Origin of the sequence: Pseudomonas baltica (genome assembly GCF_031880315.1) — a bacterium.
GTDB lineage: Bacteria > Pseudomonadota > Gammaproteobacteria > Pseudomonadales > Pseudomonadaceae > Aquipseudomonas.
Genome location: NZ_CP134771.1, coordinates 30,725 through 51,009, shown reverse-complemented (window position 1 = coordinate 51,009; position 20,285 = coordinate 30,725). Strand labels below are relative to the sequence as shown.

The following is a 20,285-nucleotide window of genomic DNA, read 5'->3' as shown; positions in this document are numbered from 1 at the left end:
ATCATCCCGGCATCCGTCGCCAGGTTACGCCCGTCACCCCACACTGCTGAGCGTGCAGCTGTATTTCACGCGAGCAGCCTTTGGTCATGGTCACGCCATAGACCCGCCCGGCGCCACTGTGCAGGGCCGAGTAATACCAGGCATCGGCATCCGACATCCGCGAATCCTTTTGCGAGAACTGCTTGTGTTCGCCCTTGAACAGATAGCTGATCAGGTAGTGCTTTTGGATGCTCATGTGCACCACATCTCCCTTGTGAGCGCAATATGACCCTGTGGCCATAGGCCAGTTCCGTAACGCCGGAAAAAACCCTTAAACAGTAATCAAACACCTTGTAACCTGTGCAAAAGGGCAGCCTCTGTACAGTTTTTACGATATCTTTGTCACCTGTGCCCGGCGCCGCCTGCCACGAGGTCGCAAGCAGGGCAACAAGGAGATCTTCTTTGACATCTAGTTTCACAGGCTTGGATTACGCGCTCGCTGCGCAGAATTGCGCCAAAGAGCCTATTCATATCCCTGGAAGTATTCAGCCCCACGGCTTTTTGCTGGTACTCGATGAACACAGCCTCGAGATCTTGCAGGCCAGCGCCAATGTGTCGAGCTGGCTAGGGCTGGATCCCGATCGGGTGGTCGGCAACAGCCTGCACGCGCTGTTGATCGACAGCGCCTCGTTGGCCGCACGGCTAAAGGCCCTGCCGGTGGACGAGCAGCATCCGTTCCACGTGGGAGACGTGCGCTTCAATCAGGGCAGCCGTGTCGACAAGCCCATTGCCATGATGGTGCACCGCAACGATGGCGTGCTGATCGCCGAATTCGAGCCCACCAACGATTCGGTGAGCGGCTATTGCACTATTTATCCCCTGGTCCGGGCGTTTATCGGCCAACTTCAGGAAGCCCAAGGCATCGACGAGCTGTGCTATCGCTCGGTGCAGGAAGTCAAGCGCATGACTGGCTTCGGTCGGGTCAAGGCCTACCGCTTCGATGGCGAAGGCAATGGCCTGGTCAATGCCGAGATCGCCGACGAGGGATATCCGAGCTACATGGGCCTGTGTTTTCCGGCCAGCGATATTCCGCAGCAGGCGCGTCGCCTGTACTGCGCCAACCGCATCCGGGTGATCGAAGATGCGCGTTACCAGCCGTCGCCGCTGCTGCCGGTCAACAACCCCCGCACCGGGCAACCACTGGACCTGGGGTTTGCGGCGCTGCGCAGCGTCTCGCCGGTGCACGTGCAGTACATGCTCAATATGGGCACGCTGGCCTCGATGTCGATCTCCATCGTGGTGCGCGGCGAGTTATGGGGGCTGATTTCCTGCCATCACGACAGCCCGCGCCCGGTGGGTTTCCAGACCCGCACCGCCTGCGAATTGCTCGGCAGCGTGCTGTCGTTGCAGATCGAGACCCGTGAGGCACAGGCCGCTGCCGAGCGTATGCTCAACCTGCGCCACCAGATCGTGCAAATGCTCTCTGCCATGGCCGATCGCGACAGCGTGCGTGATGGTCTGTTGGCCGTGCCGCAGGTGTTCACCGGTTTTACCGGTGCCAGTGGCGCAGCGATCATCTCCGACGCGCGTTGCGAGCTGGTGGGCGATACCCCCCCGCAACCACAAGTCGATGCCCTGATCGACTGGCTGGCAAATTACCAGCCGGGCGCCGAGGTATTCCAAAGCGACAACGTCAGCCGCGATATCCCGCAATTGCCCGAGCTGGCAGCCCATATCGGTGGTGTCCTGGCCGTGGCTATTTCGGAGATCCACTCGCATTATCTGATCTGGTTCAAGCCCGAACAGACCCGTACCGTGCAGTGGGCCGGCCGCCCCGAGAAGAGCCTGAGCGACAGCGGCGCCCTGAATCCGCGTAACAGTTTCGAGCAGTGGCAGGAGAGCGTCGGTGGCTATTCCACGCCTTGGCATCCACTGGAAGTCGAAGGCGTGGCCGAACTGCGTACCGCTACCCTGGGCATCGTGCTGCGCAAGGCTGAAGAAATGGCGCAACTGGCCGGCGAGCTGAAAAAATCCAACAAGGAACTGGAAGCCTTTTCCTACAGCGTTTCCCACGATTTGCGCGCGCCCCTGCGGCACATCGCCGGTTACGCCGAACTGCTGCGTGACCTCGAGGCTGCCAAGCTGTCCGAGCGCGGTGTGCGCTTCCTTGAACATATCGGCGAGTCTGCCCGGTTCGCCGGCACGCTGGTCGACAATCTGCTGAGTTTCTCGCAGATGGGCCGGGCGGCGTTGCGGTTTTCCGACGTCAACCTCGGCGTTCTGGTCGACGCCATCCGCACCGAAATGCTCCCGGACTATGAAAACCGTTCGGTCACCTGGAAGATCGCGCCCTTGCCGATCGTTTTCGCCGATGCGGCATTTATCCATCTGGCGTTGCGCAACCTGTTGTCCAACGCCATCAAGTACAGTCGCAAGCGCGAGCAGGCGGTGATCGAGGTCGGCTCCTTCGAGCAAGACCGCGAGGTGGTGGTGTTCGTGCGTGACAACGGCGTGGGCTTCGATATGGACTACGCCGGCAAGCTGTTCGGCGTCTTTCAGCGCCTGCACCGCATGGAAGAGTTCGAAGGCACTGGTATCGGCCTGGCCAGCGTGCGACGTATCATCGATCGCCACGACGGCCGCGTATGGGCCGAAAGCGCTCTGGACCAAGGCGCGACATTCTATTTCGCACTCCCTAAACACGACTGATCGCTTGCAGCGCCCGTGACGCCCGCAAGTTGAAACAAATGAGGCCCCTATGCTCAAACCCATCGTTCTGGTCGAAGACAACCCCCATGACCTGGAACTGACCCTGGTCGCGCTCGAGCGCAGCCAGTTGGCCAACGAAGTCATCGTCCTGCGTGACGGTGCCGAGGCGCTCGACTATCTGCTGCGCCGCGGTGAACACAGTGATCGGCTCGAAGGCAATCCGGCAGTGATGTTGCTGGACCTCAAATTGCCCAAGGTCGATGGCCTTGAGGTGCTGAAATCGGTGCGCGAGTCTACCGAACTGCGCAGTATCCCCGTGGTGATGCTCACGTCCTCCCGTGAAGAGCCGGATCTGCAGCGCGCGTATGAATTAGGAGTGAACGCTTACGTAGTCAAACCGGTCGAATTCAAAGCATTCGTGGCAGCCATCTCGGACCTCGGCATTTTCTGGGCTGTACTCAACGAGCCACCCCCCGGTTCGCTGCGCCTGACTCGCCGTTCCGACTCCTGATCCACGCACCGCGAATCACAGCCTGGACTCACGTTCCGGCTGACTGCCCCTGACTTGAAAGACGATCCTCGATGCCCGCAAAGCCACTGAAACTGCTGTTCGTCGAAGACAGCCCCCGTGACGCCGAGCTGACGCTCCTGACCCTCGAACGCAGCGGACTCGACGTCGATACGGTGGTGGTGCATAACCACATCGGCGCCGAACAGGCCTTGCTGGCACAACCTTTCGATTTGATTCTCAGCGACTACATGCTGCCGGGTTCCTCGGGGGGGCAGGTACTTGAGTGCGCGCGGCGCTGCGCCCCGGCTACGCCGTTCATCTTCCTGTCCGGCATCTTCGGAGAAGAGCACGCGGTGTCGATGATGCGACAGGGCGCCGTCGACTACGTCCTCAAACAGAACCTGGCGCTGCTGCCCAAGGCCGTCAATCGTGCTATGGCCGAGGTCCACGAGCGCCAGCAGCGTCAAGTCGCCGAGCAGACCCTGCACGACGTTGAAGCGCGTGCACGCCTGGCAATCGATGCGGCGCAAATGGGCACCTGGGATTACGATCCGCGCAGCGGCAACTTGATCTGGGATGAGCGCTGCAAGGCGCTCTACGCCCTGGAGGAAGGAGGCGAGGTCACCTTCGAGTATTTTCTTGACCGCACCCACCCTGACGATTTGCAGCTCATCGAGGACAAGATCGCTGAAGCCTTGCGCGGTCCCGAAGGTCGTGGCTACCAGGTGGAATATCGCATCGTGCTGCCCGACGGCAGTGAACGCTGGCTGTCGACCAGCGGCCGTTCGACCTTCGTCGATGGCCAGTGCGTGCGTTTTACCGGGGTGATCCAGGACATCAGCGAGCGCAAGCAAAGCACCGAAGCCTTGGAGCGACTCAACGAACTGCTGGGCGATCGCGTGCAAAAGCGCACCCGCGAGCGCGATCGTACCTGGGAGCTGTCCCGCGAGTTGCTCGCGGTGATGACCTTCGACATGCAGCCCATCGCGCTTAACCCAGCCTGGGAAGTGACACTGGGCTGGACTCGCCAGCAACTGCTCGACGGCTGCCTGCTGGACCTGATTCATGCGGACGACGTCAGTGCCACCGTGCAGGAAATCGACAACATCGCCAAGGGCAATGTGTCGAGTCGCTTCGTCAATCGCATGCGCCATGCAGCCGGGGATTTTCGCTGGCTGTCCTGGACCATGGTGCCTGATGCAGGCCTGATGTATGCCGCTGTGCGCGACATAACCGGTGAGCGCGCCATCGTCGATGAACTGGCGGCGACCAACCAGCGCCTGCGTGATCAGATCAGCCAGCGCGAGCGTGTCGAGGCGGCGCTGCACCAGATGCAGCGCCTGGAGGCGGTCGGCCAATTGACCGCCGGCGTGGCGCATGACTTCAACAACTTGCTGACGGTGATCCTCGCGAGCTCGAGCTTCCTCAGCCGGGACCTCGAGAAAGGCCAGTTCGATAAATTCCGCAGCCGCCTGCAGAGCATTCAGGAAGCCGGTGAGCGGGGTGCCAAGCTGACCGGGCAGTTGCTGTCGTTCTCCCGGCGCCAGCGCCTCGAGCCGCTGCCGGTCAACCTTAACGACACCCTTTTGGGCATGTTCGAACTGCTGCAACGCTCGCTGGGTGGCAGCATCTGGGTCGAGACCGACACCGCGCCCGACCTGTGGAACGCCCTGGTCGACCCCACTCAGACCGAGATGATCATTCTCAACCTGGCGATCAACGCCCGAGATGCCATGCCCAACGGCGGCGTATTGAAATTGCAGACGCGCAACGAAACCGTCACTCTGGCACCGCAACGCCCCGAAGAGCCCGAACCCGGCCGATATGTGATGCTGTCGATCGGCGACTCCGGCAGCGGCATGAGCGCGGCGGTGGTAGCCAAGGCCTTCGAGCCGTTTTTCACCACCAAAGAAGTTGGCAAGGGCTCGGGCCTGGGGCTTGCGCAGGTGTTCGGTTTTGCCAAGCAGTCGGGTGGCGGGGTGAGCATCGACACCGAGGTGGGCCAAGGCACCACGGTCAGGGTCTACTTGCCGGCCATTCGTGACACCGCGCCGCAGGATGCTCCCGCCGAGGTTGAATCGTTCGTCGCGTCCGGCGAGCAGCCGCAGCGCACCATCTTGCTGGTCGACGACGACGACACGGTACGCAACGTCACTTGCGCGGTGGTCGAGGGTCTGGGTTACCGGGTGGTCGAGGCCAGCAGCGGCGCCGCGGCCATGGGCCTGCTGGAAGAGGGGATAGACCTGGTATTGACCGACTACGCCATGCCTGGCATGACCGGTGCCGAGCTGGCGCTGCAGGTCCATTCACGGTGCCCGGGTATGCCGATCGTGTTCATCACCGGTTTCGCCGAACCTGGCGGCCTTGATCCGCTGGAGCACATCATCGTGCAGAAACCGTTTCGTGGTGATGAGCTGGCGCTGAAGCTGCAACGCGCGTTGCAGCTGTAATCAGCGCCAACAGTCGCGGCCCTTTCACGGCCAAGCCTCGCTCCCATAGTTGATTCCCCTGTGGGAGCGAGGTCGCGCGTCCGGTAGCGAACGCGTCACCGTAGATCTCAATGGCTCCCCGCCCGCGCATGCCCCACAAGCGACGCCTGTGGGGCCACTTTTTGCGTATCGCGGGTCTTCAGCGCGATGGTCAGCACCGCTGAAATCAACAGCGCGCCGCTCATCAACAGGTACGATGCTCCCGGATCGCCGGTCGTGGCATTCAAGTACCCGACCAGATAGGACCCGCCAAACGACCCCAGTGCGCCCATGCTGTTGATCAGTGCCATGGCGCCACCGGCCACATTGCCAGGCAGGATTTCCGGAATGATCGCGAAGAACGGCCCGTAAGGCGCGTACATGCATGCCGCCGCCAGCACCAACAAGCCGTAGGACCACCAGAAGTGCTGACTGCCCAGCGCATACGAGGCATAGAACGCCACGGCGGCAAGCAGCAGCGGTGGCCAGACGAACCGCTTGCGCTTCTGCAGCTTGTCCGAACCCCACGACACCAGCACCATGGCGATCACCGCCGCCAGATAAGGCAGCGCCGACAACCAGCCGGCCTCGATCATGTCCATTTCCTGACCGGCCTTGAGGATCGACGGCAGCCACAGCACAAAGCCATAGACGCCGATACTCCAGCAGAAGTACTGCACCGACAGCAGTATGACCTTGGGCGAACGGAAGGCCTCGGCGTAGTTCTTGACCGGTTTGATGCCCTGTTGCTCGGCTTCCAGTGCGGTCTGCAAAGCTTGTTTGTCGGCATCGCTCAGCCACTTGGCCTGTTGCGGGCGATCATCGGCCAGGCGCCACCAGATAAACGCCCAGATCACCGCCGGCAGGCCTTCGATGATAAACATCCAGCGCCAGCTGAAGTGCTGCACCAGATAGCCGGAGACCACCGACATCCACAGCATGGTCACCGGGTTGCCGAGGATCAAAAAAGTGTTGGCCCGCGAGCGTTCGGCACGCGTGAACCAGTGGCACAGGTACACCAGCATCGCCGGCATGACCACGGCCTCGACCACACCCAGCAGAAAGCGGATGACCACCAGCCAATAGGCACTGTCGACTACGCCCGTCAGCGAGGCCAGACCGCCCCACAGGATCAGGCTGACGAATATCAGCTTCTTGACGCTGTGTTTTTCGGCATAGATCGCCCCCGGCACCTGAAAGAAGAAATAGCCGAGGAAGAACAGCGCCCCCAGCATCGACGACAGGCCCGGGGTGATCTGCAGATCGTGGGCCATGCCCGATGCCGCGGCAAAGCCATAATTGGCGCGGTCCAGATAGGCCAGGCTATAGGTGATGAAGACGATTGGCATGAGATACCACCAGCGGCGGCTTGCCAGTTTGAGCTTTTCCATGGTTCGACTCCTGAGCTTTTTGTTGTTGTCGCGAGCGCTCTGCGGCAATTGAAATGGACCATCCAGTGTTGCAGCACCTGGGTTCAGGCGCTTTGTTGCCAGTGACTGTCGGCTTCGAGTTCGGCTCGCAGCGGCAGGCCTTCCATGTCGCCCTGGGTTTGCACCGCACGGCTGCCGATCCAGTTGCCGCGGTTGACGGCAGCCGCCACGCCAAGGGTTTCAAGCAGGCCGCTGATCACGCCGACCGCAAAGCCGTCACCCGCGCCCACGGTGTCGACGACCTTGGCCACCGGGAAACCGGCCACGTAGCCTTGCTCCTGAGCCGTACGGTAGTAAGCGCCCTCGGGGCCCAGCTTGATCGCGACCATTTCACTGCCCTGGTCGAGATAAAACGCGGCGATGTCTTCGGGGGTCTGGTAGCCGGTCAGCAATTGCCCCTCGGCCAGCCCGGGCAGCACCCAGTCCGCCTGCGCGGCCAACGCATTGATGCTGGTGATCATCTGCGCCTGCGACGGCCACAGTGACGGTCGCAGGTTGGGATCGAACGAGACGCTGCGGCCGCGGCTGCGCATCTCGCTCATGACATGGCGCGAGAGCGCGTGGGTATCAGCGGACAAGGCCGGGGGAATACCGGTGGCGTGAACGTGGCTGGCAGCCAGCAAACGTTGGCTGAGGTCGGCGATACTCAGATGGCTGGCCGCCGAGCCCTTGCGGAAATATTCGACGGCCGGGTCGGCGCCGTCATCTTGCCGGGACTTGAACTGAATGCCCGTGGGGTGTCGTGCGTCCACCGTCACATGGCTGCAATCCAGACCTTCGCGCTCAAGGGTGGCGACCACGAATCGCCCCAGCGCGTCATCGCCGACCCGGCTCAGCCAGGCGACATCGAACCCCAGGCGCGCCAGACCGATCGCCACATTGTTGTCGGCACCGGCGATGCGCTTGCGAAATACCTCCACGCCAGCCAGGTCGCCGGTCTGCTCGGCGACGAACATGGCCATGGTTTCGCCGAAACACAACACGTCGAACTCAGACATGAGCGCTCACCTCGTGCAGCGGGCTTTGATGGGGCTGGCCGAGGCGGGCGAGGGCGGCGACCTGCGTGCGGGTGACGAGGGCCAGGTCGTCGTCTTGCAGGGGGAATTCGATAGCTCGCAGCACCCCTGGGGCGACACGCTGCAGCACTTGCTCCCACAGGTGCAGATCACGCAGGGTCGGTGGCGTGGCGACCAACTTGCCGGCAGCGTTCAACTGCACGCCCTTGCAGTGCACGTATTCCACGTACTGGCCGAGCCGTGCGAGGGCGTCGAACAGCGACTGCGCTTGCCATTGCCAATTGCCGATGTCGAAGGTCATGCCGACGGCGACGCCCGCAACGCGAGCAGCGCTGAAGAACTGCGCCAGGCGCTCGATCTGGCCGCCTTGTGGCGTCTGGTCGTTTTCGACCAGCAGGCGCACCGGGTGGTCGCCCAGCAACCTGTGAAGGGTGGCCAGATCCTGATTGGCCGGGAAAAACCCCAGAGAAACCTTGAGGTATTGCGCGCCGCAGGCATGTGCATGGGCCTGGGCAGCGGCCAGTGCGGACGCTTGCAATGTACCGTCGGCGGCCCACAGCTCGAGCGGTGACGAATACACGCAGTTCAGCCCGCGGGCCTTGATGGCGAGCGCCAAAGCGGTTTTGTCGTCGGGCAGGCCGAGCTCCTCGCGCAGCTCTATGGTGCTGACGCCAGCATCGGCCAACAGGTCGATAAACGCTGCCTGACCACGTTCGCGCACGAGATCGGCGCCGTAGCTGGACAAACTGATGGAGACGGGGTGGAGAGTCATTATTATTGTCCTCTGTAACCGGTTTCATTTATTGCGCTGCAAATCTTCTGTAGCGAAGGGGCTTTGCCCCCCGGTTCGGGGGCAAGCGCCTTCGCTAGAGACGTGATCTGGTCGAGCCGCGAACAATCAGCTGAACGCCGAAGTCCACCGTTCTTGTAGGACTGCGGCTGCCCTGCAGACGTTCCAGCAGGCACTCGAAAGCGCGCACGCCGATGTCGTGGGTTGGCTGCGCCAGCGATGTGATGCCACCCCCGACCAAGGGGTACCAATCGAGCTCATCGAGGGCCAGCAGGCCGAAGTCGTCGAACAGACTGTGTCCCAGCCGATGCAGGGCGAGGGTGGTGGCCAGCGTGGCAACCCCGTTGGCACAGAAAAACGCCTTGGGACCAGGCCCCGGGCGCTGCAGGAAAGCCTGCAACTGGCCCTCCAGATCGTCCGAGGTATAGATCACTGCGCCTTGCACATCGGCATGGGTCTGTACCTGCAACTTGAATGCCGCTGCCCGTTCGGTGCGCGAGCTGGTGCCGTCCTGGGGTTCGCTGACCAGCAACAGGTCGCGGTAGCCTTGGGCGTGCAAGTGCTCGATGGCCGTGGCAACCGCAGCTGGGTTGTCCAGCCCGACCAGATCGCTGTCGAGCTGATCGACCTTGCGATCCACCAGTACCATGGGCATCTCGCGGTGCAGCTCGCGCAGCTCGTCCAGTTGATGGCCGAGGGTGTTCACGATCAGGCCTTCGACGTTATAGGCGCGCACCGCCGCCAGCTGTTCGCCTTCCTGCACCTGATCGCGGTCGGTATTGCACATCACCAGGCTGTAGCCATGGCGACGGCAGGCGCTTTCGACACCGTGCATCACGGCGATGGAATAGGGGTTGCGGATATCGGCGATGAGCATGCCGATCAGGCGTGTACGGCCGCGCTTGAGGCCACGGGCCATTTGATTGGGGCGGTAGCCGAGGTCGGCAATGGCGCGTTCGATGCGTTCGGCGGTGAGTTCGGAAAGCAGCGCGCGGTCGTCGCCGATAAAGCGCGAAACGCTGGCCTTCGAGACCCCGGCACGTTCGGCCACGTCAAGCATGGTGACGCGGTTACGCTGGGCGATGGAAATACTGCTCATGCCTGATTCCTTTTATGGGTGTTATTGCCAGGCGAAAGGCATTTGAAACCGGTTTCAGGAGACACCTGTTCGGCCACCACGTCAAGTGGCCGTTGGTCGGTCAATGCATCAGCCCTGCGGCAACGTTGATGGAAAACCCCAGTATCACGGTGTTGAAGACAAAGCCGATCAGCGAGTGAGCCAGCACGGTCTTGCGCAGCGGGCGAGAGGCGACGCCGACGTCGGAGGTCTGCACGGCCACGCTGAGGGTGTAGGAAAAATACAGAAAGTCCCAGTAGTCGGGATTGGTTTCACCGTCGGCAAAACGCAGGGTCGGTTCCTTGCCGGTGCGGGTATAGAACAGCCGCGCGTAGTGCAGGGCGAAAATCACCCCGATCAGCAACCACGAGCCGACGACGGTGAGGCCGGTATACAGGTAGTCCAGGGCGTGAGCGCTGTTCGCCGGGCCCTGGCTGGCGGCGAGCTCCAGGCCGATGGCGAACAGGCTGGCGATCGCCGCGACGCACACCGTGACCAGCACCAGCCCGGCATTCTCGTCCTCGACTTCGGCAATTTGTTTGACCCGTGCGAAGGGTGAGCGGGCCGCGAGCCACAGCATCAGCGCCAGGTAACTCCAGGTGCCGGCGTTCCAGCCGATGAGGATCTTGGCGATCACCGAGGACGCCGGTATCAAAGCGCCAACAACGATGCCGAGCAGCACGCAAGCGGTGAGGCGCGGATGGGTATGAGCGAGGCGAGGCAGGGCCATGGAAGCCTTTCAGTGGGCAGGAAATCGGCGATTATTACCCAGTCGGGTCAAAAACGATACGTGGACCCTGCAGCGCGGGGGGGCCTTCAGCCACGCTCACGCATGAAGAATCCTGCCACGTACTTGCTGAAGGTCTCCAGGCTCTTGAAATCGGCATAGCGCTTGAAGGTGTCTGAGCTGGGTTCGGGGCCTAGCGGCTGCTTGATCAGCGACACCGACAGCACCCGGTCGCCCTCGGCGCTGAGCACCAGTTCATCCATCACTGCGGCACCGATCACCGGCCGGCGCATGGTCACCGCCACGCCTTTGCTGGCCATCCAGTCGATCAGCTTGACCAGGGCTTTGAGCGGTTCGCGCTCTTCGTCACGGAACACCGGGAACAACTGGCCGCGGGACAGCACCGGTACGGTGGCGACGTTGATCATCTGGTAGAACTGGCTGCCAGGCGTGGCGGTCGAGTAGATCGCCAGCGCCAGCAGTGGGCCGGTGGTCCGGGCGCCGCCCCACAATAGATGATGCCCCTGGAAATCGAAGCCGTCCTGGCTGCGCTCGTTGAACACCTTGCGCCCGCGTACCTCGCTGACGCAATCGAGCAGCAAGCCGTAACGTCGATGACCGGCGAATGCCGTGGAATCCTTGAGGCGCGCCTTGAGCATCATCATGTGTTTCATGTCGATGCGGGTTTCCAGATAATGGCTGGCCGGCACTCGCTCGATCAGGGGATAACGCGCGGCCACGCTGCGCAGCTGGGCGAACTGGTCGGTCAGGGTCTGCTTGGCATGGCTGGCGTAGACGTTTAGCCCCGAGGCCTCGATCAGGGTCAAGGCCAGCGACAGCAGGCGATGGTGCTCCTTGCGCGCCTGTGCACTGGGGCTGGTCGCCAGGCCGTTGGCGTCGCTGCCGGGCGCACGAAAGTCGCCAATCAGCCGCAGTGCCGTGTCCGGTGGCAGCCAGGAGGCCGGAGTAATCGGCTCGTCAGCTTCCGCGCTGCCTGGCTCGCGCTCATCCTTGGTGAACGGGCAGCCGCTGGCGTGCTCGGCAGTGCCGGGGTTGTTCTTGAGGAACAAGGTGCCGGTGTTGCTGTTGAGGGTGACGTTCATCACCGGCAACACGTTGGGCTGGCAGTCACAAGCCAGCCACTGCCCGGCGGCGCGGATGCGCATCAGCCATTGATTGGCTTGCAATTGGGCGACGCCTTCGAGGCGCGCAGTGACGAAGCCTTCGAGCAATTGCTGTTCGGCGGGGGTGAGGGTGCGGACCTGGCTGCCGCTTTTTTCGATGATGCGCATCAATCGACGTTTCCTTCTTCACGGCGCTCACGATACGCCATGATCCGCGGCATGCTGGCTTCGATCCAGTCCACCATCACTTCCAGGTGCCGCGCCGCTTCTATGCCCAAAGGCGTGAGGCTGTATTCGACATGGGGCGGCACCACCGGCAGGGACTTGCGATCAAGCAAACCGTCGGCCTCCAGGCCCTGTAGCGTCTGCGCGAGCATCTTTTCGCTGACACCGCCGATCTTGCGCCGCAGATCGCTGAACCGATGCATGCCACCCAACAGGATCACCAGCACCAGCACGCCCCAGCGGCTGGTCATGTGCTTGAGCACATCGCGCGATGGGCATTGAGCATTTAGCAACTCGCCACGTCGGGCGGCGACTGAAAACGGCACGGTGAACGTCTCGGGAATACTCATGACACTTACCTTTTTGTACGTACTTACGAAAAGTTAGCTAGAGCGGTAGGGTGACGACTCTTCTCATTTCTCAAGGTTTATCCCATGATCGCAATTACTGGCGCTACTGGCCAACTCGGCCGCCTGGTCATCACCGCACTGCTTGAGCGCGTACCTGCCGCGCAGGTAGTCGCCTTGGTGCGTGATCCGCAAAAGGCTGAAGACATCGCTGAACTGGGTGTGGACGTCCGCCACGCCGATTACAGCCTGCCGGGTACTTTGGGCGCGGCGTTGGCTGGAGTCGAAAAGCTGCTGTTGATCTCCTCCAACGAGCTGGGCCAACGTGCCAATCAGCATCGGGCGGTGATCGATGCGGCCAGGGCGGCGGGGGTCAAGTTGGTGGCGTATACCAGCGTGCTGCATGCCGATACCTCCGCCCTGGGCCTGGCCGAAGAACACCGGCAGACCGAGCAGGCGTTGCAGGCCAGCGGTGTGCCCTACGTACTGCTGCGTAACGGCTGGTACAGCGAGAATTATCTGGCCGGGGTCGCTAGCGCGCTGGCCCATAACACCTTGCTGGGCAGCGCTGGGGAGGGTCGGATTTCTTCCGCCAGCCGCGCCGATTATGCTGCGGCCGCTGCGGTGGTGCTGACGGGCAATGATCATGCCGGGAAGGTGTACGAGCTGGCAGGGGACGACAGCTACACCCTGAGCCAGCTGGCAGCGCTGATTGCCCAGCAGTCGGGTACCGAGGTGGCTTACCGGAATCTGCCGCAGGCCGAGTATGAGAAAGTCCTGGTCGACGCCGGCCTGCCCGAGCCCGTGGCCGAGCTGCTGGCCGATTCGGATGCCGCCGCTGCAAAGGGCGCGCTGTTCGATGACGAAAAGCAGCTCAGTGCACTGATCGGGCGTCCGACCACGCCGGTTGCCGTTTCGCTGCAGCACGCGCTGGCGAAGTAGGCGACAACATCACTGGAGCGAGGGGCAATCCCCCTCGATACAGCTATGACTTGCCGTCAATGAGGACCGTTCGTCAATTTTTCGACTAAATTCGCGGAACTTTGCTCAATGGTGGCCCAAGTGCATTATTTCAAACGGGATACTTTGCGGCCTCTGCCCGTATGACGGGTTACCTCACGTCATTGTGAATCGCCGGAGCCTATCCACCCCATGATCGATCTCTCCACCTGGAATCTCACCATTCCCCAAGGGTCACCCGCACTGACCGTCGCCACCGCCCGCTTGCAGACCTGGACCGACACCTACTTCAAACGCTCCGGCAGCACCCTGATATTCTGGGCCCCGGTCACCGGCGCGCACTTTGGCAGCAGCCACTTCCCCCGCAGCGAATTACGCGAAACCGACCAAGCCGGCAGCCCGCTGAGCTGGCGCTACAACAGTGGCAGCAACACCCTCAAAGGCAAGGTCGCGGTCAACCAGGTGCCGTCCGAAGGCAAGGTGGTGGTGGCGCAGATTCATGCGATCAACTCGCCATCCCCGCTGGTCAAGATCCAGTACCGATGGGAAAACGGCAGCGGCAACGTCGACATCACCTACCGCACCAAGCCCGGCGACACCAAGAGCCCGATCGTCTACACCCGGACCAACATGCCGTTGGGCCAGGCCTTCAACTATTCGATGCGGGTCAACAAGGAAGGCGAGGTGATCATGATGATCAACGGCCAAGGCGTGAAGACCAAACTCAACGGCAACTGGAAGCCGTATCAGTTCTACTTCAAGGCGGGCAACTACACGCTGGACAACACCGGCTATGCCAGCGAAGGCGGCAAGGTCACCTATTACGCCCTCAAGGCCACGCACCCTAACAGCGGTTGAGCCTGCAGCGCCGCCCCGGCGATGGGGCCTGGCCCGGCGGATTACCCGCATGGCTCAGCCGACACGCAGAACCACCGGCCTCAATCTCAGGTCCTGAACCGCGCGACCAACTTTTTGAGGTTTATCGCCAGTCGCGTCAGTTCATTGCTGGCAGCAGGGTTTGGCGGGTGCCTTCACTGCTTTGCACCTAGCTACATATGAGAATCCCCCCACTATTAGCATTGCTGAATTCTCAGCTGCAGCCCTCGGCGTTCTCTCGAGCGCCGCGGCTATCAGGGTTTCCAGATCTGCACGTCATGGGCGTCAACCGCCTTGGGCAGCAATTTGGCAGCAAGGAACGCATCGGCGATTTTCTGCTGTTCGCCCAGTTGGTCAGCCTGGACCGGCTCGACCTGATAGCTGCGATGGGCGTTGGCCGCCTCTACGGTGGGCGCGTCGAGGTTGCCCCACAGCGGGCCCAGCACCTTCGCGGCGTCTTGCGGATGGGCCTTGATCCATTGGCCAGCCTGTTGCAATTGCTCGTAGACCAGCTTGAGCACTTGCGGGTGGGCCTGGGCGTACGGCGTGCTGGTCAGGTAATAGCGCTTATAGTTGGCAAGGCCAGTGCCGTCGGCCAGTACACGGGTCGGCAGCTGGCGCTGGACGCTGGTAAGGAAGGGTTCCCAGGTCACCCAAGCGTCGACCTTGTTATTTTCGAATGCCGCGCGGCCATCGGCCGGAGACAGGTAGGCGGGGTCGATATCGGCAAATTTCAGGCCGGCCTTGGCCAGCGCGGCGATCAACAAGTAATGGGTGCCGGCGGCCTTGGTCACGGCAATCTTTTTGCCCTTCAGGTCGGCCAATTGGTGAATCGGCGAGTCATTGCGCACGACGATGGCCTGGGCGGCGGGCGAGGGCGCTTCTTCGGCGAAGTAAGTGAGCTTGGCCTGGGCGGCCTGGGCAAAGATCGGGACCGTATCGGCGACGTCCGCGCTGATGTCGACGTTACCGATGTTCAGCGCCTCCAGCAGCGGCAGGCCGCTAGGGAATTCATGCCAGCTGACGTCGATACCCTTGTCCTTGAGCGCCTGCTCCAGGGTGCCCTGGCTTTTCAGCAAGGTGATCAGGGTCGATGACTTTTGATAACCGATGCGAATGGTTTCGGCGGCCTGGGCAGGTGCGCCGAGTGCCCAGGCGACTGCCATAAACAGCCCCGCCAGGGCGGTGGAGCGGGGTGTCATAGCGCGTCTGATCAGTGAAGGCATGAGGTTTCTCGACGTCGGAGTTTAGATGCAAAGCTAAGATTCAAAGATCATATGGTTGTAAGAACGATTCGTTAAATATCATTTTGCTATTACGTTATTCAGGATGTTCGCTGAATTTTCTTACATGGAAGGCTTGCCGGGGCAAGGAACGCGGCGTATATTTTCTTACATGTAAGGTTTTGAGGTTGCTCGAATGCCGACAGCAAAGAAACCCCCATCAGGGAAGCCAGCAGCGACTGACAAGGCTGGCACCAAGCCCAAGACGTCCGCTGACTATGTACGCGAGATGCGCACTCGGCTTGCCGAAGCCGGCTTGGTCAAGCGCGAGTTCTGGGTGTTGCCTGAGAACGTCGGTGCGCTGCGAGGGATCGAGAAAGCGTTACGCCAGCCCTTTTTAGGGGAACGGATCAAATTGGAGAACCACATGACCGAAAACAGCAACTGGACCATCAGTTCCCTGCACAAGGCACTCGCGGAGCTGGAAATCGTCACCTCGGGCAGCATCAAGCTGGGGCTCAGCGAAGGCGGTGATTCAAGCATTCTGCTGACCATGACCGAGCAGGGTGATCTGCCGATCTATATCGCCGTGTCAGGCGAGCAGATCCTGGTCGATACAACGCTGGTCGAAGTCGCCCACGTCAAGGACATCGCCGCCTTCAACAGCCTGGTATTGCGCAGCCGCGACCTGTTCCCATTGTCCTCGGTGGGCGTCGAGACGCTGGGCGACGGTACTGACGTGTATTGCATGTTCGGCGCCCTGAGCTCCGCTTCGGCCTTGACCGTCATCGTGCAGGAAATCCTCACCCTGGCGGACAACGTCATCCGCGCAGTCGATGCGTTCGAAGACCATTTCAACGTCAACCTTTAAACGCCGTCTTCAGGCAGGAGTCAACCCATGAGTATCTGGAAGAAACTGGTGACCGCCGTCCGTGGCGGTGCAAGCGAGGTTGGCGAGTCGATCATCGATGCCAATGCCATTCGTATCCTCGAACAAGAGCAGCGCGACGCTGACAACGCGCTGATCAAGGCTCGTAATGGCCTGATCGAGATCAAGTCCAAGCAAAAGATCGCCCAACAGCGCGTCGAAGGCCTGGACAGCGACATCGCCAGCTGGGAATCCAAGGCCATGGCCGCACTGACCGCCAATCAGGAAGGCCTGGCCGGTGAATGCGCCGAGCGTGTCGCCGCACTCGAAGCCCAGCGCAATCAGGAAGCCGAGCTCGCCAGCCAGTTCGGCAAGCAAGTCGGTCTGCTGCAAGCGCAGATCGCCAAGGCCGAGGCGCAGCTCAAAGGCATTCGCCAGCAGACCGAAATGGCCAAAGCCCGCGAAACCGTGCAGCAGGCAAGGGTCGCTACCGCCAATGCAACGGGCGGTGCCAACGGCAAGGTTGAAACCGCTGTGGGCTCGCTGGCGCGCATCAAGCAGCGCCAGGATGAACAGGACGCGCGCCTCGAAGCCGCCGAAGAAATCGCTGCCTCCGCCAATGGCGCAGATCTGGACCAGCGTCTGCAGGCCGCCGGAATCGGTGCGAAGGCGGGCGGCGCGGATGACGTGCTGGCACGTTTGAAAGCCAGACAAGCCGGCAATAACGCTCGATAAGCGGCGAGATCGGGCGAACGGAGTGATTCGTTTGCCCTTTTTTTTGGCCCGCACATCAGGGATCGCGGTAGCCGATACGTCCGGCTACCGCCACAGGAATTGACGCTGGAGGTTTCAATGAGTTGGATCAAGCGCGTGATGGGCCTGCAAGCGCCTGCATCAGTTGGCAAACCGCTGTCCGGCGCAGACCAAGCGCCCTTTGGACTGGCAGCGGGGCGCATGCTGTGCCTCGATCCGCACCTCAAGGCCTTGCTGACCGGCGAGTCGACGCTGGTGGTGCCCGATGACGAAAAGGTCGCGGCCGTCGGCAGGATCGACCTGGGGCAAGGCAAGCGCCTTGATCGCTTCTATCTCGATAACGAGGATTACTTCCTGCAAGTGGTCATGAACGGCCCCCGCGAAGACGACATCGAGGACATCATCCTGTTCGGCTATCACGAGATGCGCACAGTCGCCAGCAAGGCCGAGTTGCTGCGCCTCGTAGGCCCAGATTCGAAGATCGGCATGCCCTACTACGAGCTTGAAGGCACCGAGTACGCACGCCAATGGGGCTCCGAGGACGGGCAGACGGAGCTGACGCCGATGACCGAACATGTAAAAAGCCCTGAAACGGCCTACACGATCTACCACAACAGCCTTCTCTACGCCCGCGACACTGGCTTGCGTAACCGCCGCGAATTCCTGTTGTTTTCCACTGAAGAAGACGAAGAGGGCAACGTGGCGCTGTCGACTGCAGTGGGCGTGACCCTGCAAATCACCGATATTTCCGTGCTCTGACGCTTGCCGGAGCACCCTCTGGCGGCTATTCCCCTCTGCTCTGATAAGGAATCACCATGCTTGACGCGCTTCGTCTGTCACTCAACGCGACTGCGGTTTTCGGTTTTATCATCTATATCGTCGTGGCCGCGTTGCTGTTCGCGCTGTTCCAGTTCATCTACACGCACATGACCCCGCACAAGGAGTTCCAGCTCATCCGCGACAACAACCCTGCCGCGGCAATCGGCCTGGGCGGATCGTTGATCGGCTTCGCGCTGCCGGCCAGCAGCATCATCGCCTATAGCGTCAGCGTGCTGGATTTCGTGGTTTGGGTGGTGATCGCCGCCGTGGTGCAGTTGCTGGCGTTCTTCGCCACCAGTCTGGTGCTCAAGGACCTCTCGGCGCGCATCGCCCGTGGCGAAATGGCGGCCGCTATCTACGCCGCCTCGGTGGCGATCAGCGTCGGTTTTCTCAACTCGGCGTGCATGACACCGTCGGCCTGAGCCCCAAGGAGCAAGCGATGAGAGCAAGGAGTTCGGTCAAGTTGGTATTGGCCACTGCGGTACCCATGACGCTCGCGGCATGCAGCCATCCGGATGACGCGATCACGGTGCGCAACAATTACAAGAGCGTGCAGGCCTGCGTGGATGCCAAGGTGGCGGTCGACGTGTGTTCCGATGCCTATATGCAGGCCCTGGCGGATCACCGCAAGATCGCCCCGACGTACGACGACCAGGCGGCCTGCGACGCGGACTTCGTGCCGGGCTACTGCGATGTCACCTCGGACGGCAAGTACATGCCGAAAATGGGCGGTTTCGAACTGGCCATGTCCGGCAACCTGCCCAAAGGCGGCATGGAACAGGCGAACGCCCAGGCGGCCCAGTCGGGCCACGGCGGCGACAATGGCTTTATCAATGGTCTGCTGTGGGGGCAGATGCTCGGCAACAACAATAACAACTACTATTCGCAGCCCATTTACGATTCACGGGACAGCCGCGGCGCTTACAGCAGTTCGACGCTGTCCCGGCAGATCGAACTGGGCAAGAAGTTCGGCTCCTCGACTCAGGCGCGCAGCAGTTCGAGCGCCAGTTACACCAACGAAACCCTGGGCCGCAGCCTGGGCAGCGACTCGAGCGGCGGTCGCTCGCGGGTCAGCTCGGCGATCTCCCGTGGCGGCTTCGGCCAGCAAGCCACCGCCCGCAGCGGCTGGAGCGGCAAGAGCTCCAGCAGTTTCAGTGTCGGCGGCTAGCGGGGGAGGCTACGTGAAAAAAATCACTGTCCCCGAGCGCCCGGATTGGCGCGAACACGTCGAACGTGAAGGCTTCAGCTTCCACACCATCGACGGCGAACGCTACTGGGATGAGCGCAGCTACTACCAGTTCACCGAAGCGCAGATCAGCGCGGACATCGAAGCACCCACCAAGGCCGTGCACGAGATGTGCATGGACCTGGTCGCGCGTGTGGTCGAGAGCGAAGCGTTGCTGGAGCGGCTGGCGATTCCACCGCAGTTCTTCGACCTGGTGCGTACCTCCTGGAAAGAAGGCCACCCCCATCTTTATGGCCGCTTTGACTTCAGCTACGACGCCAGTGGCCCGGCCAAATGCATCGAAGCCAACTACGACACCCCGACCAGCCTGCTCGAAGCCGGCGCGGTACAACTCCTGTGGCTGGAGGACCAGATCGCGCGTGGCGTGCTGCCGCCCGAGGCGACCCAGTTCAATACAATCGCCGAGGATCTGGTTCGCGCCTTCGCCGCCTTTCCTGCCGGCGGGCCGTTTTATTTCTCGGCGATGTCGGGCTCGGTGGAGGATCGCGGCACCACTGATTTCCTGCGCAAGATGGCGGGGCATGCCGGTATTGACGCACGGCATATCGACATTGAGCAGATCGGTCTGACCGCCGCCGGTCGCTTCGTCGACCTCGACGGTCGCTGGATCGAGCGATTGTTCAAGCTGCACGCTTGGGAGCATATCTTCCATGAGGAGTTCGGGAGCGCTGTTCCTGGCTGCGATACTCAATTCGTCGAGCCGCCCTGGAAGTCCATCGTCAGCAACAAGGGCATGCTGCCGCTGCTCTGGGAAATGAACCCGGGGCATCCGAATCTGCTGGCCGCGCATATCGACAACGACCCGCGACAACCCGTCCCCAGTGGCTGGGTGCGCAAACCGTACTTTTCCCGCGAGGGCGCCAATATCGAACTGCGTACCGCTGATGGGCAATTGCTCACCGAGGACGGGCCCTACACCGATGCACCCTACATCCTGCAGGCACTGGCACCCCTGCCGAAATTCGGCGACAGCTACACCTTGATCGGATCCTGGGTGGTGGGGGATGTGGCATCAGGGATCGGCATTCGCGAGGACGACAGCCTGATTACCAAAGACAGCAGCCGCTTCGTGCCGCACGTGGTGCTCGGCTAGACAC

The 20,285-nt window shown here is 61.8% G+C and carries 20 protein-coding genes; 11 read left to right on the top strand and 9 right to left on the bottom strand.

All coding sequences use genetic code 11. The features are described from left to right. Nucleotide 1 precedes the first annotated feature (1 nt). Nucleotides 2-235 carry a DUF6555 family protein gene (locus REH34_RS00230; RefSeq protein WP_226502761.1) on the bottom strand — a complete coding sequence of 78 codons (234 nt, stop codon included), beginning with the start codon at nucleotides 233-235 and terminating at the stop codon, nucleotides 2-4. Nucleotides 236-441: 206 nt separating this feature from the next. On the opposite strand from REH34_RS00230, the gene REH34_RS00225 reads away from it, so the two are divergent. The 3 genes from REH34_RS00225 (at nucleotide 442) to REH34_RS00215 (ending at nucleotide 5,649) form a co-directional block, all read left to right on the top strand. Next, nucleotides 442-2,688: an ATP-binding protein gene (locus REH34_RS00225; protein WP_311970314.1), complete on the top strand. Its 2,247-nt coding sequence runs from the start codon at nucleotides 442-444 to the stop codon at nucleotides 2,686-2,688. Between the two features lie 49 nt (nucleotides 2,689-2,737). Then, nucleotides 2,738-3,199: a response regulator gene (locus REH34_RS00220; RefSeq protein ID WP_226502759.1), complete on the top strand. Its 462-nt coding sequence runs from the start codon at nucleotides 2,738-2,740 to the stop codon at nucleotides 3,197-3,199. A gap of 71 nt (nucleotides 3,200-3,270) precedes the next feature. After that, nucleotides 3,271-5,649, top strand: coding sequence for a response regulator (locus REH34_RS00215; protein ID WP_311970313.1), 2,379 nt, complete (start codon nucleotides 3,271-3,273; stop codon nucleotides 5,647-5,649). Nucleotides 5,650-5,756: 107 nt separating this feature from the next. Here the strand turns inward: REH34_RS00215 and REH34_RS00210 are convergent, their stop codons facing one another. From REH34_RS00210 to REH34_RS00180, 7 genes are all read right to left on the bottom strand, one after another. Then, a complete protein-coding gene (locus tag REH34_RS00210; RefSeq protein ID WP_311970312.1) occupies nucleotides 5,757-7,058 on the bottom strand; it encodes an MFS transporter in 1,302 nt (433 codons plus the stop codon). 83 nt (nucleotides 7,059-7,141) lie between these two features. Next, a complete protein-coding gene (locus REH34_RS00205; protein WP_311970311.1) occupies nucleotides 7,142-8,095 on the bottom strand; it encodes a sugar kinase in 954 nt (317 codons plus the stop codon). Beyond that, the gene (locus REH34_RS00200; protein ID WP_311970310.1) at nucleotides 8,088-8,885 is read right to left on the bottom strand and encodes an AP endonuclease; all 798 of its coding nucleotides are present in this window, start codon (nucleotides 8,883-8,885) and stop codon (nucleotides 8,088-8,090) included. The genes REH34_RS00205 and REH34_RS00200 overlap by 8 nt, the downstream gene beginning before the upstream one ends. A 94-nt stretch (nucleotides 8,886-8,979) precedes the next feature. Then, nucleotides 8,980-10,002, bottom strand: coding sequence for a LacI family DNA-binding transcriptional regulator (locus REH34_RS00195; RefSeq protein ID WP_226502754.1), 1,023 nt, complete (start codon nucleotides 10,000-10,002; stop codon nucleotides 8,980-8,982). A gap of 100 nt (nucleotides 10,003-10,102) precedes the next feature. Beyond that, nucleotides 10,103-10,744, bottom strand: a complete 642-nt coding sequence (locus tag REH34_RS00190) for a DUF1345 domain-containing protein (RefSeq protein ID WP_226502861.1) — start codon at nucleotides 10,742-10,744, stop codon at nucleotides 10,103-10,105. A 92-nt stretch (nucleotides 10,745-10,836) separates the two neighbouring features. Further along, nucleotides 10,837-12,039: a hypothetical protein gene (locus tag REH34_RS00185; RefSeq protein ID WP_311970309.1), complete on the bottom strand. Its 1,203-nt coding sequence runs from the start codon at nucleotides 12,037-12,039 to the stop codon at nucleotides 10,837-10,839. Continuing rightward, nucleotides 12,039-12,446 carry a helix-turn-helix domain-containing protein gene (locus REH34_RS00180; protein WP_226502753.1) on the bottom strand — a complete coding sequence of 136 codons (408 nt, stop codon included), beginning with the start codon at nucleotides 12,444-12,446 and terminating at the stop codon, nucleotides 12,039-12,041. The genes REH34_RS00185 and REH34_RS00180 overlap by 1 nt, the downstream gene beginning before the upstream one ends. An 84-nt stretch (nucleotides 12,447-12,530) precedes the next feature. Between REH34_RS00180 and REH34_RS00175 the strand changes: the two genes are divergently transcribed. Beyond that, nucleotides 12,531-13,385, top strand: a complete 855-nt coding sequence (locus REH34_RS00175; RefSeq protein ID WP_311970308.1) for an SDR family oxidoreductase — start codon at nucleotides 12,531-12,533, stop codon at nucleotides 13,383-13,385. A gap of 210 nt (nucleotides 13,386-13,595) precedes the next feature. Continuing rightward, nucleotides 13,596-14,261: a polysaccharide lyase family 7 protein gene (locus tag REH34_RS00170; protein WP_311970307.1), complete on the top strand. Its 666-nt coding sequence runs from the start codon at nucleotides 13,596-13,598 to the stop codon at nucleotides 14,259-14,261. Between the two features lie 272 nt (nucleotides 14,262-14,533). Here REH34_RS00170 and REH34_RS00165 read toward each other — a convergent pair whose 3' ends face one another. Then, entirely contained in the window at nucleotides 14,534-15,445 is a 912-nt protein-coding gene (locus REH34_RS00165; RefSeq protein ID WP_311972196.1) for an aliphatic sulfonate ABC transporter substrate-binding protein, read from the bottom strand. Between the two features lie 346 nt (nucleotides 15,446-15,791). On the opposite strand from REH34_RS00165, the gene REH34_RS00160 reads away from it, so the two are divergent. The 6 genes from REH34_RS00160 (at nucleotide 15,792) to REH34_RS00135 (ending at nucleotide 20,281) form a co-directional block, all read left to right on the top strand. Next, nucleotides 15,792-16,373: a YjfI family protein gene (locus tag REH34_RS00160; RefSeq protein ID WP_311970306.1), complete on the top strand. Its 582-nt coding sequence runs from the start codon at nucleotides 15,792-15,794 to the stop codon at nucleotides 16,371-16,373. 27 nt (nucleotides 16,374-16,400) lie between these two features. Further along, nucleotides 16,401-17,105, top strand: a complete 705-nt coding sequence (locus tag REH34_RS00155) for a PspA/IM30 family protein (protein WP_311970305.1) — start codon at nucleotides 16,401-16,403, stop codon at nucleotides 17,103-17,105. A gap of 117 nt (nucleotides 17,106-17,222) precedes the next feature. Further along, nucleotides 17,223-17,882, top strand: a complete 660-nt coding sequence (locus REH34_RS00150) for a DUF2491 family protein (protein WP_311970304.1) — start codon at nucleotides 17,223-17,225, stop codon at nucleotides 17,880-17,882. A 56-nt stretch (nucleotides 17,883-17,938) separates the two neighbouring features. Then, a complete protein-coding gene (locus REH34_RS00145) occupies nucleotides 17,939-18,364 on the top strand; it encodes a DUF350 domain-containing protein (protein ID WP_311970303.1) in 426 nt (141 codons plus the stop codon). A 17-nt stretch (nucleotides 18,365-18,381) separates the two neighbouring features. After that, nucleotides 18,382-19,110 (top strand): DUF1190 domain-containing protein, encoded by a 729-nt coding sequence (locus REH34_RS00140; protein ID WP_311970302.1) that lies wholly within the window; start codon nucleotides 18,382-18,384, stop codon nucleotides 19,108-19,110. A gap of 13 nt (nucleotides 19,111-19,123) precedes the next feature. Next, on the top strand, nucleotides 19,124-20,281 hold the full coding sequence (locus REH34_RS00135) for a glutathionylspermidine synthase family protein (protein WP_311970301.1): 1,158 nt from the start codon (nucleotides 19,124-19,126) through the stop codon (nucleotides 20,279-20,281). Nucleotides 20,282-20,285: the final 4 nt, after the last annotated feature.